Source organism: Pseudomonas sp. AM8 (assembly GCF_036346475.1).
Taxonomy (GTDB): domain Bacteria; phylum Pseudomonadota; class Gammaproteobacteria; order Pseudomonadales; family Pseudomonadaceae; genus Aquipseudomonas; species Aquipseudomonas marginalis.
On the sequence record NZ_JAOTNX010000001.1, the window covers coordinates 830,491 to 842,518 of the forward strand.

Consider the following 12,028-nt stretch of genomic DNA (forward strand, 5'->3'; position numbering starts at 1 on the left):
CGCAGGGTTTGAGCACACGTTGTATCCAGGGGGCAGACTTTCCTCTCCAACCAAAGAAGGGATGCGTTGATGCGTAAGTCCAAAAAACCCTCAAAGACGCAACCCGGCACGCTGGATCCCGAATTCGGTATTGGAGGGGTGCAAGCCCTGGAAAAAATCCTCGAAGATCATGGTGATCTGAACGTTCGCTTTCGCTTCGGAGGACTTGCAACCGCAAAGGGTGGCAAGCTTTTGTTCAGCGCCAGCGTGTATAGAAACCACGACGACCAGTACCTATACGGCTTGGGCCGCCTGAACGCCGACGGCAGCCTTGATAAATCGTTTGGAACGAACGGGCTGGTCATCGGTGATTTTTTACCCTCGCTACCGGCCGGTGGTTCAAGGCTGACCGTACAATCGGCCGGCAACATCCTGATGCTGGGCTGGACATGGCGCAGTGCATCCAATGGCTGGGCGAACTTGGTGATTGCACGTTTCAACAGCGAAGGTAAGCCCGACACGAATTTTGCCGAGCAAGGGCGGCGCATTCTGCCCACCAAGGACTACGAAGAACTCATAGGAGAATCAGCGACAGTACACGTCCAGAGTGACGGACGTATTTTAGTGAGCGCCAACTATGTAGCCCACGACAATCCGGACCAGACAGTGGGTGTGCTGTTTCGCCTGCAGCCCAATGGTGCACTGGACGAAAGCTTCAACAAAACTGGCAGGCTGGAGTTCAAACTTGCCGGCTCCAATGTGGCCACGGCGGTCAACGCGTGTATCAGCCAGGGCAGTGATCACAAAATAGTGTTTGTTGGACATGCCCGGTTTATCCCCCCCCTCAAGACCGCCCTGTTTGCCCGCCTCAACCCTGACGGCAGCCCGGACGCCGGCTTTGGCAGTCCCAAGACGCCGGGGTTTCATCCCATGGACAGTATCAAGGATCACACCACCTTCAACGCTCTGACCGAGCGCGCGGACAACAGTCTTGTTGGCGCCGGCCAAATTGGGCAGGGCGGCGCGGAAAGCACAAAAGGTCTCATGCAGGCCATTACCCCAAACGGCGCCGTGCACCAACTGTTCAATAACGGTAAACCCCTGGTCAGCCAATTCGACAGCAACCACGACAATGGCTGGCAATGCATCATGCAAACCAGCACAGGCAACCTGGTGACGGCGTCAACCGGCAACTGGATCTACATCGCTCAATTCAAAACCCACGGCGCGCTGGATCTGGCCTTCAACAACCAGGGTTACAACGACATGCAGTCCGAACCCAGATCCCCCCCTGTGCTGCTGACCGAACGGGGTGACCAGCGAATCATTGCCGGTGCGAACGTCTTGGGTATCGATGAAAAGGGTGTAGGCCAGCTAAGGTGCTTATTCGGCTAGGGCACGCTATCGACAATCACCGTGCAGGTAATCCCCGCCGCCAACAACACCCCCTGCGGCACTTCATCAATGTGAATCCGCACCGGCACCCGCTGGGCCAGGCGCACCCAGTTGAAGGTCGGGTTCACATCGGCGATCAATTCGCGGCTCTCGGGGTTGTCGCGGTCGTAGATGCCGCGGGAGATGCTTTCTACGTGCCCCTTCAACGTCTCGCCGCTCATCAACTGCATGTCAGCTTTGTCGCCGACGTTCACATGGGGCAGCTTGGTTTCTTCGAAGAAGCCATAGACCCAGAACGAGTTCATATCCACCACGGCCATCTTGGCTTCGCCGATGCGCGCGTAGTCGCCGCGATGCACGTTGAGGTTGGTGACGTAGCCGTCCACCGCTGCCACGACCTGGGTGCGTTTCAAGTTGAGTTCGGCCGCCTCGAGTTGTGCCAGTGCGTGCTGGTAATCGGCCAGGGCCGAGTCAGCGATGTTGCTGGCGTCGTCGCGGTTTTCCCTGGAGATCACCAGGGCGTCGAGGTCGGCGCGGCGGTGGGCGTTGACCTTGCGCATTTCCCAGGTGGCCTTGCGCGAGGCGACCAGGGACTGCGCCTGCTTGACCGCGATGCGGTAGTGCTCGGGGTCGATCTGCATCAACAGGTCGCCCTTTTTCACCAACTGGTTATCGCGCACCGGCACGTCGACCACTTCGCCGGTGACGTCGGCGGCGACGTTGATGATGTCGGCACGCACGCGGCCGTCGCGGGTCCACGGCGTTTCCATGTAGTGCACCCACAACGTGCGGCCAATCCAGATCGCCAAAGCCAGTACCAGCAAGGTCGCGAGCAGGCTGAAAAACTTTTTCATCGGGGCATTCTCAACGGTAGACGGTCAGCGCCAGGGCGCCGAACAGGCAAACGAACAGGCTCAGGCGCAGCAGCGCCGGGTGCCAGAAAAACCGGTACAGGTCGAAGCCGGCCAGGAAGCGGTCCAGGGCCCAGGCCAACGCGGCCGCGATCAGGAACATCAGGGTCATGGTCGGCATATAGATGCCGTGGAATGCGATTTCACGAGGCATTCGGGGTTCCTTTGAGGGCCGCCAGCGGTGATTGCGGGTCCAGCAACGAGGTGCGGATAAAGTGCAGGTAGCTTTTCACCCGGCGCAGGGCCGAGGTATCGAAGTGCGGGGCGAAGGGTTCGTCGGTGGCCTGCACGCGGCTGATCGCGTGGTCGACGGCGATCAGGCCACGCTCCAGGTTGCTGGCGCTGGGTTGCAGGAACAGGCGCACCAACGAACGCCCCATGACCCGGATCGCCTGGCGCCACGGCTGGGATTCGGCATAGGCCGGGTGTACCGGCAGGATCGCCTGTTCCTTGCGCAACTCGATGATCGCGTGGCCGACTTCCAGCACCACGAACATCCAGCGCAGCAGGTCGCGTTGCACTTGCGGCTGGCCGACAGCGAGGCCGTAGGCCTGGTGCAGGAGGTCTCGGGTGCGGCTTTCGAAACTCGACGCCAACCCCTTGAGCTTGCCGCTGATGGCATACACCACCTGTTCGCGCAGGTCCTGCTCCAGGCGCCGCCACAGCCAGCGGCTGTTGGGCGGCAGGATGATCGCCCCCGCCGCCGCGCATACCAGCATGCCAATGATCATGGCGATGTAGTCGTTGATAAAGATGTAGGGGTTGTAGACCGTGAGGTTGTCCGGCACCGAACCAGTGCTGAAGAAAATCAGCAGGCCTACGCCCACACCGGCATATTGCGGGCGTGAGGCGAGGAACGCGCCGAGGATGATCACCGGGGCGAGCATCACGCACAGCAGCGGGAAGCCGTCGATCCACGGGAACACGAAGAACATTTCCACAAAGCCCACCAACGCGCCGATCAAGGTGCCGCAGGCCATCTGGAACGCCATGCGCTTGGGGTTGGGCGTGGCGGCGGACAGGCCGACGGTGGCAGCGGCGATCAAGGTCATGGTGGCACCGCTGGGCCAGGCCGTGGCCACCCAGTAACTGCCCAGCACAATCAGGATGAACGACGCGCGAATCCCCGAGGCGGCGCAGGCCAGCCAGTTGGTTTTGGGGCTGAAGGTTTCGTCCCATTGCTCCCGTGCATGGCTGTGATCGGCCAGGGAGGCGTGGGTTTGCGCGTAGTTGTGCAGGTCATCGACGAAGCGGTAGAGCAGTTCATAAGCGGTGTGAAAATCCAGCTGTTCGGCCTCGCTCGGATTGCCCTCCTGGAAGGTCGCACGCAGGCTGCGGACTTTGGCGGGCAGGCTGTCCTTGTAGGCGCTGAGCTGGTTGACCAGGCGCGCGGCATCGGGGCTGGTGAGGGCACGGCCGGAGAAGCCGTCGAGGACTTCGGCGAGGTCCTGCAGGCCCGGTTTGATCGCCGCCACCACATGATCCGCGGAATCCGTGCGCAGGCGTTCGAGCAACTGGTGCAAAGCATTGAAGCGCGTGGTGATGCCCATGAACTCGCTGTTGAGGCGACTGAGCCGACCGTTGCGCCGGCGCATATGCGGGTCTTCGAACACCGTGAGGCTGCGCAGCCCTTCCAGGCCCACGGCCTCGGCGATAAAGCGCACGTTGCTGGCCTCGAACCCTTCACGTTGGCTGCGCCCGCGCAGGCCGTCGGTGACGAACAGCGCGAACACGCCAAAGCGCTGATAGAGCGCGTTGCGCATCGCTGCACTGGAGGTCTGCGGCAGGATCGCCGCGCTGACCAGGGTGGAACACAGGATCCCCAGGGAGATTTCCAGCACCCGCCACACCGCCGCCATAAAGGCGCCGTCCGGATGGGCCAGGGCCGGCAGGCCGACCATCGCTGCCGTGTAACCGGCCAGCACGAAGCCGTAGGCGCGAAAGTTACGGTTGCGTGTCGCGCCAGCGGTGCAAATGCCGACCCAGATCGCCAGCGCCCCCAGGAACAACTCGGTGTTCTGCGCAAACAACGCGATCAACACCACCATCACCGCCGACCCCGCCAGGGTGCCGAGGAAACGATAGAAGCTCTTGGCGAACACCTGGCCGCTCTGCGGTTGCATCACGATAAACACGGTGATCATCGCGGTGCGTGGTTGCGGCAGCTCCAGGCGCATGGCCAGCCACAGCGTGAGGAACGCGGCGATCAGCACCTTGAAGATGTACACCCAGGTCACGCCGTCGCTGCGTGCCCAGTCGAAAAAACCACGGCGCCACTCAAGGGAATGCAGCCAGCGCAGCGGTGCAGGCATCGGAGTCATTAAATCCTACTCAGTGACCAAACTATTCAGTGATCAAACATGGCAAGCGCCGCCGGGGTCTTGCTCGGGAGGGTCTTGGCGTCCTGCGGTAGGTCTTTGCCGGCGTCGAGACCGCCACCCAGTGCGGTCACCAGTTCGGCATGGGCGCCAAGCCGCGCGGCCTGGACCTGCTGCTCGACCTGTTGTTGGCGAAACAGCAGGGTCTGGGCATTGAGTACATTGAGGTAATCGGTCAGGCCGCGCTGGTAGGCGATCATCGCGATGTCGTAGGTCTTCTGCGCCGAGGCCACCGACTGCGCCGCAAATGCTGCTTGTTTGTCCATGGACTCACGGCGAATCAACTGGTCGCTGATGCCCTTGAGCGCATTGACCAGGGTCTGGTTGTAGCGCGCCACGGCGATGTCATAGCCGGCGCTGGCTTCCCCCAGCTCGGCACGCAGGCGGCCGCCGTCGAAGATCGGCAAACTGATCGCCGGGCCGACGCTGTAGTTGAATTTCTTGCCGGCGAGAAACGCCAGCATGCCGCCGCCGGTGGCCATGTAGCCGAGGCTGCCGACCAGGTCGACGTTGGGGTAGAAACCGGCGTGGGCGACATCGATGCCACGGGCTTGCGCCGCGACCTGCCAACGGCTGGCAACCACATCCGGGCGCTGGCCGAGCAATTGCGCGGGCAGGCTCGAGGGCAGTTTCAGTGGTGCGGCAAGGGACAGCGTCGGACGCTGCAACGTGGCCCCCTCCCCCGGGCCTTTACCGGCAAGCGCCGCCAGCTGGTTACGGCTCAGGGCGATTTCCTCGTCCAGGGCATCCAATTGGCGATGGGTTTCCGGCAGCGACGTTTCGGCCTGGCTCACGTCGAAATGGGTGCCGATCCCGGCGTCCAGGCGTTTGTTGGCCAGGTCGAGGATCTGCTGTTGCTGGGCCAGGGTCGCCGCGACGATATCGCGGTTGGCGTAATGCAACGACAGCTGGATATAGGCGCGCACCACGTTGTTCTGCAGTTCAAGCTGGGCCTGGCGGGCTTCGGCCGCGCTCATGTGGGCCAGGTCGACGGCACGCTCGGTGGCGTTGCTTTCGCGGCCCCACAGGTCGAGGGCGTAGCTCAACCCCAGGGACGCATTGTTGTCCCAGGTGTTGGCACCGCTCAATTCCCCCGGGCCGTAGAACTGATCCTTCGGCCAATTGTGGCGTTTGAGGGTGGTATCAGCGTTGATCTGCAGCGACTCGGCCGACTCGGCAACCCCGGCCATGGCCCGCGCTTCCCGCACCCGCGCGGCGGCCATCGCCATGCTCGGGCTGTTTTGGGTGGCGAGTTCGACCCAGCGGTTGAGCTGGGGGTCGCCGTAGGCCTGCCACCATTGTGCGGTGGGCCAATGGGCATCCTGGACGGCGCTGCGGATCGCTTCGTCGGTGGCCAGGGTAGTGGCATTGAGGGCCTGGCCTTGGGGGGCGATTCCTCCGGTTCCGATGCAGCCGCTGATTGCTAACGATAAAGCGCAAACACTGAGAGCCTTCAGCGCTCGGTTAATGAGAGTCTTCAGCTCTCTGCTGATGCGACGCGGCACGGCGAACGAATTCCTGAGGTGGTGTTGCGGGGGGAGGTGGCGCAATTCTAGGCGGCGGCATGGAGGACGATAAGCTGGCATTCCTGTGAATCTTTGTTACCGTTCAAGCGATAATCCGTTGGTAGGGATCACTGGACGGCGTAACTTTCTGTCACAATTTGGCATCTCCCCTGAGAACTCTCCATGGACACTTTGCAAAACATGCGCGCCTTCAGTTGCGTGGCCGAAGCGGGCAGCTTCACCGCCGCCGCCGCGCAACTGGACACCACCACCGCCAACGTCTCGCGCGCGGTCTCCAATCTTGAGGCCCACCTGCAAACCCGCTTGCTCAACCGCACCACCCGCCGCATTGCCCTCACCGAGGCAGGTAAACGCTACCTGCTGCGCTGCGAGCAGATCCTGGCCTACGTCGAAGAAGCCGAAGCCGAGGCCAGCGACGCCCACGCCCGCCCCGCCGGGCAGCTGAAAGTGCACACCATGACCGGTATCGGCCAGCACTTCGTCATCGACGCGATCGCCCGCTACCGCCGCACCCACCCAGACGTGACCTTCGACCTGACCCTGGCCAACCGCGTGCCGGACCTGTTGGACGAGGGCTACGACGTGTCCATCGTGCTGGCCAGCGAGCTGCCGGACTCGGGCTTCGTCTCCCAGCGCCTGGGCATCACCTACAGCATCGCCTGCGCCTCGCCGGACTACGTCAAGGCCAGGGGCTGCGCGCAACGGCCCCAGGATTTGCTAAACCACGCCTGCCTGCGCCTGGTCAGCCCGGTGATCCAGTTGGACAAGTGGACCTTCAACGGCCCTGAAGGCCAGGAAAGCGTGGCAATCAATACGTCGCCGTTCCTGGTCAACTCCGCCGACGCGATGAAAACCGCGATCACCAGCGGCATGGGCGTCGGCCTGCTGCCGGTGTATGCGGCCATCGAAGGCCTGCGCAACGGCACATTGGTGCGAGTCATGCCCACCTATCGCTCCCAGGAGCTGAACCTGTACGCCATCTACCCGTCTCGCCAGTACCTGGATGCGAAGATCAAGACCTGGGTGGAATACCTGCGCGGTTCGTTGCCGGAGATCCTGGCGGCGCACCAGGCGGAGCTGGTGGCGTATGAGTTGAGCGGCAGCCTCAGCGGTGCACGGCTGGCGAACTGATTTCTACCAGGCGATACACGTCTTTAAATGTGGGAGGGGCGGTGTCCTGACAATTGCCGGCAGGAATGTTAGCGTGCTTGGCATTCTTCCGTAGTCGATGAGCCCGCCTGCAATGAAAAAGACCGTCCTCGCCTTCAGCCGTGTCACCCCGCAAATGATCGAACGCCTGCAACAGGATTTCGACGTGATCGCGCCCAACCCCAAGCTGGGCGACATCAACGCTCAATTCAATGAAGCCCTGCCTCACGCCCACGGTTTGATCGGCGTGGGTCGCAAGCTGGGCCGCGCGCAGCTCGAAGGCGCGGGCAAGCTGGAGGTGGTGTCCAGCGTGTCGGTGGGCTACGACAACTACGATGTGCCGTACTTCAACGAGCGCGGGATCATGCTCACCAACACCCCCGACGTGCTGACCGAAAGCACTGCCGACCTGGCCTTCGCCCTGCTGATGAGCAGCGCGCGCCGGGTGGCCGAGCTGGACGCCTGGACCAAGGCCGGCCAATGGAAAGCCAGCGTCGGCGCGCCGCTGTTTGGCTGTGACGTGCATGGCAAGACCCTCGGTATCGTTGGCATGGGCAATATCGGCGCGGCCGTGGCCCGGCGTGGGCGCCTGGGCTTCAATATGCCGATCCTGTACAGCGGCAACAGCCGCAAGACCAAGCTGGAACAGGAACTGGGCGCGCAATTGCGCAGCCTCGACCAGTTGCTGGCCGAGGCGGATTTCGTCTGCCTGGTGGTGCCGTTGAGCGACAAGACCCGCCACCTGATCAGCACCCGCGAGTTGGGTCTGATGAAGTCCAGCGCGATTCTGATCAATATCTCCCGTGGTCCGGTGGTGGACGAACCGGCGCTGATCCAGGCCCTGCAAAACCAGACCATTCGCGGTGCCGGGCTGGATGTGTATGAGCAGGAGCCGTTGGCCGAGTCGCCGCTGTTCCAACTGAGCAACGCGGTGACCCTGCCGCATATCGGTTCGGCGACCCATGAAACCCGCGAAGCCATGGCCAACCGCGCGCTGGACAACCTGCGCAGCGCCCTGCTGGGCCAGCGCCCGCAGGACCTGGTGAACCCGCAGGTGTGGAAGGGCTGACACGGGCCCAGCCCGACAAAAAATCGGGTTAAAGCCTGGCTCTCCCGAGTCGATAACCTTCAATAGAAGTTCGTCATCCCTGATCCACAGAAGGTTTTTATGTCCACCACCAAAGCCCGCGCAGACTCACTCTCGCTTCTGCTCTTTACCTTGCGCAGCGGCAAGCTGATGGCCATCAACCTGCTGAAAGTCAGCGAGATCATCCCTTGCCCGCCGCTGACCAAGCTGCCGGAGTCTCATCCCCACGTCAAAGGCATCGCCACCCTGCGTGGCAATTCGTTGGCGGTGATCGACCTGAGTCGCGCCCTGGGGGAAATGCCCCTGGAAGACCCGAACGGCGGCTGCCTGATCGTCACCGACGTGAGCCGTTCCAAGCAGGGCCTGCATGTGCAGGCCGTGAGCAAGATCGTGCATTGCCTGACCACCGATATCCGTCCACCGCCCTACGGCTCCGGCGGCAACCGTGCGTTCATCACCGGGGTGACCCAGGTGGAAGGCGGCCTGGTGCAGGTGCTGGACATCGAAAAAGTCATCCATGGCATCGCCCCGGCGCCGATTGAAGCGGCGCCTACCGACCTGACCATGGAAGAGGCGGAAGTGCTCGGCAATGCGCGGATCCTGGTGGTGGATGACAGCCAGGTCGCCCTGCAGCAGTCGGTACACACCCTGCGCAACCTTGGCCTGACCTGCCACACCGCGCGCAGCGCCAAGGAAGCCATCGATGTGCTGCTGGAACTGCAAGGCACGGCCGCGCAGATCAATGTGGTGGTGTCGGACATCGAGATGTCCGAAATGGACGGTTATGCCCTGACCCGCACCCTGCGCGAAACCCCGGACTTCCAGGATCTTTACGTACTGCTGCATACCTCCCTGGACAGCGCGATGAACAGCGAAAAGGCGCGCCTGGCCGGTGCCAACGCGGTGCTGACCAAGTTCTCCTCGCCCGAACTGACCAAATGCCTGGTGGTCGCCGCCCAGACCGTGGCGCAACAGGGGCTGTAACCGGTGGCGGAGCATTTCCAACTGCTGCGCCGCGACCTCACCGGCAGCCTGCCTGCCCCTCAATGGCCGGCCCATACGCAGTTGGATCACTACCGCGACGAGCTGGCCCCGGCGATCCATGCGGTGCTGCGCATGACCCAGGAGCAAGGGGGAGGCCGCGTTCCTCATCTGCACGCCTGGCAGCATCTGTTTGTCAGCGACGCCGAATTCGATCCCACGCTGTGCCTGGTGGCCAGCAATGGCGATGGCATTCTCGGCGTGGCGCAGTGCTGGACCAGCGCGTTTATCAAGAACCTGTCCGTGCATCCTTGCGCTCAAGGCCAAGGCTTGGGCCGCGCGTTGCTGCTGCACTGCTTCCAGGTGTTCAAGCAGCGTGGCGAACCCTATGTCGACCTCAAGGTGCTGGAGAGCAACCGGCGCGCCCGACAACTGTACGAAAGCGCGGGCATGGTCTTTGTGTTGCGGGATGTGGTCGCCGAGGACTGACAGGCGCTGGCGCATAACTTGCTTCCAGAGCAGCACAACGGTGGATAGAGGTAAAAACCCGTCACTGTTCCTGTGTGCCCTCTGACCTAGCCTGGTGACAGATCCGCCATGAACACCCATTTTTCCTGCGTCGGTTGCGGCAAATGCTGCAGCGATCACCACGTCCCCCTGACCCTCCAGGAAGCCCGCCAATGGGCGGCTGACGGCGGTAACGTCATCGTTCTGGTGGAGGGTTTCCTGAGCAATGGCCTGGGCCTGCCTCAGCAGCAGCGCGAACATGCCGAGCGCCGTTCGGTGGTGGTGCCCAGCGGCAACACCGCGGCGTTTGTGGCAATCACCTTTGCCGCCTACAACGCCGGGCGCTGCCGGAATCTTGACGCAGACAACCTATGCCGCATCTACGAGCGCCGCCCGTTGGTGTGCCGCATCTACCCGATGGAGATCAACCCCCATATCCCGCTCAACCCCGCCGCCAAGGATTGCCCGCCGGAATCCTGGGAACAGGGCCCGGCGTTGATCGTCGGGGGTGAATTGATGGACCAGGAACTGGTGGAGCTGATCCAACGCTCGCGCCAGGCCGACCGAGACGACGTGCAGACCAAGGAGGCGGTGTGCGCCTTGCTCGGCATTCGCACCACGGCGCTCAAGGGGGATGGATTTACCGCGTACCTGCCGGACATGAGCGCGTTTGCCCAGGCGATTGAGCTGGCGGTGGACCAGCCGTCCGTGGCCAGTGAGTGGGTGTTTCATGTCTCGGGGATGGACATCGCCGAGCAGATGCTGGATGCCGGGGCGCAGATTGCCACCGAGGTGCCGGCCAACTATGCGTTTATCTCGCTGCGGGCGGCGTAGACCTTAAAGGCCGCCTCGTGCGGCGGTCGATCAGTGCTCGGCAGGAACGGCGTCAAGGCGGTAGGGCTGGATGATCCGCTGGTACTCGCCGCTCTGCTTCAGTTGTTCAAGGGCGCAGTTAAGTTCGTTGCGCAATGCGGTGTCAGGTTTGCGCACTGCGATGGCCACACCATCGCCCAAAAGCTCGGACGAAATGGCAGGGCCGACGAAGTCGAAATCGTGGCCGTCTTCGGTGTCGAGCAAGGCTTCACGAATTTCTACCGTGCCTTGCAGGGTCGCATCAATCTCGCCGGCTTTAAGGCTGCTGACTAATTCATTGTTGAGCCAGAAGCTCTTGACGATGACGCCATTTGGCGCCCACATCGAGCGGGCAAAAGCCTCACGATTACTTCCCAGCAACACGCCGACACGCTTGCCCTTGAGCGACTTTACCCGCGGCTGCAAGTTGGACATCCGGCGCGCCACCAGGCGCGTGGTGAAGGGGTAGAGGTTATCGGTGAAGCCCACCCAGCGTTGTCGTTGCGACGTCGGCGCTATCCCCATGATCGCGTCGAATTTCCTGGCTTCAAGGGAGATGAAATCTTCGGCAAGCACCTGGTCGACCCAGATGCAGCGTGCATTCAACTGCACGCACAGGGCGTTGCCCAACTCGATATTCAAGCCGACCAACTGCCCTTGCGGGTCGCGGCTCTGGAACGGGGGGAACTGTGCAGCAACGGCGAAACGGATTTCACGCTGCGATGGATCATCGGCCGCAGAGGCATCCGCCGCAAGCAACAGGGCAAGCACTACACAGATGTGTATCAGAGCCAAGGGAGACGTCCTTTTCCGGAAAGACCAGCATCGCCCTGCTTCCCCCTGAAATCACAGGGGCAGAGCAAAGGCTGTGCAAGCTTTCAAGAAACGGTCGTAGGCCTACAATCAGAAATTTCAGCAGAGGCTGTAGGCAATAATCGACACGATGTGCGACTTGTTAATCTCAGCGTTTACCCATCGAACGACGAGTACCCGGCGGTGCCATGCCTGGCGACTTGGTATGGCCGTTCTTGGCGCCGTTTTTGTACCACGGTTGGGCCGCATTCCTGGCCCCAGCCAACTCACCCGGCTTGAACGGAAACTTGAACGCCGGGATCTCGGCTTTTTCAACGCCTTCGGCGCTGGCCGGATCGACGATGTCGGTCGCTTCAACAGGGGGTTGTGTCGGGGAAGTCATGAAAGCTCCGGGGCGTGCAAAAAATGATGCGGGGCCGGCTTGCGGGCCACACTGGCGCGCAGTATACC

At 62.3% G+C, this 12,028-nt stretch carries 12 protein-coding genes; 6 read left to right on the plus strand and 6 right to left on the minus strand.

What is annotated here, in order from left to right; all coding sequences use genetic code 11:
* Positions 1-69: 69 nt before the first annotated feature.
* On the plus strand, positions 70-1,374 hold the full coding sequence (locus V3W40_RS04020; protein ID WP_330214487.1) for a hypothetical protein: 1,305 nt from the start codon (positions 70-72) through the stop codon (positions 1,372-1,374).
* Here the strand turns inward: V3W40_RS04020 and V3W40_RS04025 are convergent.
* Genes V3W40_RS04025 through V3W40_RS04040 form a run of 4 tightly spaced genes read right to left on the minus strand, consistent with a single transcriptional unit; the run spans position 1,371 to position 6,168 of the window.
* Entirely contained in the window at positions 1,371-2,228 is an 858-nt protein-coding gene (locus tag V3W40_RS04025) for an HlyD family secretion protein (RefSeq protein WP_330214488.1), read from the minus strand. The genes V3W40_RS04020 and V3W40_RS04025 overlap by 4 nt on opposite strands.
* A 10-nt stretch (positions 2,229-2,238) precedes the next feature.
* Positions 2,239-2,439, minus strand: coding sequence for a DUF1656 domain-containing protein (locus V3W40_RS04030; protein WP_027604741.1), 201 nt, complete (start codon positions 2,437-2,439; stop codon positions 2,239-2,241).
* Entirely contained in the window at positions 2,429-4,606 is a 2,178-nt protein-coding gene (locus V3W40_RS04035; protein ID WP_330214489.1) for an FUSC family protein, read from the minus strand. The genes V3W40_RS04030 and V3W40_RS04035 overlap by 11 nt, the downstream gene beginning before the upstream one ends.
* 26 nt (positions 4,607-4,632) lie before the next feature.
* Entirely contained in the window at positions 4,633-6,168 is a 1,536-nt protein-coding gene (locus V3W40_RS04040) for an efflux transporter outer membrane subunit (RefSeq protein ID WP_330214490.1), read from the minus strand.
* Positions 6,169-6,351: 183 nt separating this feature from the next.
* Here V3W40_RS04040 and V3W40_RS04045 point away from each other — a divergent pair, with 183 nt between their 5' ends.
* From V3W40_RS04045 to V3W40_RS04065, 5 genes are all read left to right on the plus strand, one after another.
* On the plus strand, positions 6,352-7,320 hold the full coding sequence (locus V3W40_RS04045; RefSeq protein ID WP_330214491.1) for a LysR family transcriptional regulator: 969 nt from the start codon (positions 6,352-6,354) through the stop codon (positions 7,318-7,320).
* A 112-nt stretch (positions 7,321-7,432) separates the two neighbouring features.
* Positions 7,433-8,407 carry a 2-hydroxyacid dehydrogenase gene (locus V3W40_RS04050; RefSeq protein WP_065924245.1) on the plus strand — a complete coding sequence of 325 codons (975 nt, stop codon included), beginning with the start codon at positions 7,433-7,435 and terminating at the stop codon, positions 8,405-8,407.
* A gap of 99 nt (positions 8,408-8,506) precedes the next feature.
* Entirely contained in the window at positions 8,507-9,409 is a 903-nt protein-coding gene (locus tag V3W40_RS04055; RefSeq protein ID WP_027604746.1) for a chemotaxis protein CheV, read from the plus strand.
* A 3-nt stretch (positions 9,410-9,412) separates the two neighbouring features.
* Positions 9,413-9,895, plus strand: coding sequence for a GNAT family N-acetyltransferase (locus V3W40_RS04060; RefSeq protein WP_065924246.1), 483 nt, complete (start codon positions 9,413-9,415; stop codon positions 9,893-9,895).
* A 108-nt stretch (positions 9,896-10,003) separates the two neighbouring features.
* Positions 10,004-10,747 carry a YkgJ family cysteine cluster protein gene (locus tag V3W40_RS04065; protein WP_330214492.1) on the plus strand — a complete coding sequence of 248 codons (744 nt, stop codon included), beginning with the start codon at positions 10,004-10,006 and terminating at the stop codon, positions 10,745-10,747.
* Between the two features lie 30 nt (positions 10,748-10,777).
* On the opposite strand, the gene V3W40_RS04070 is transcribed toward V3W40_RS04065, so the two are convergent.
* Both V3W40_RS04070 and V3W40_RS04075 read right to left on the minus strand, forming a co-directional pair.
* The gene (locus V3W40_RS04070; protein ID WP_330214493.1) at positions 10,778-11,560 is read right to left on the minus strand and encodes a transporter substrate-binding domain-containing protein; all 783 of its coding nucleotides are present in this window, start codon (positions 11,558-11,560) and stop codon (positions 10,778-10,780) included.
* Between the two features lie 166 nt (positions 11,561-11,726).
* Positions 11,727-11,960 carry a hypothetical protein gene (locus V3W40_RS04075; RefSeq protein WP_027604750.1) on the minus strand — a complete coding sequence of 78 codons (234 nt, stop codon included), beginning with the start codon at positions 11,958-11,960 and terminating at the stop codon, positions 11,727-11,729.
* Positions 11,961-12,028: the final 68 nt, after the last annotated feature.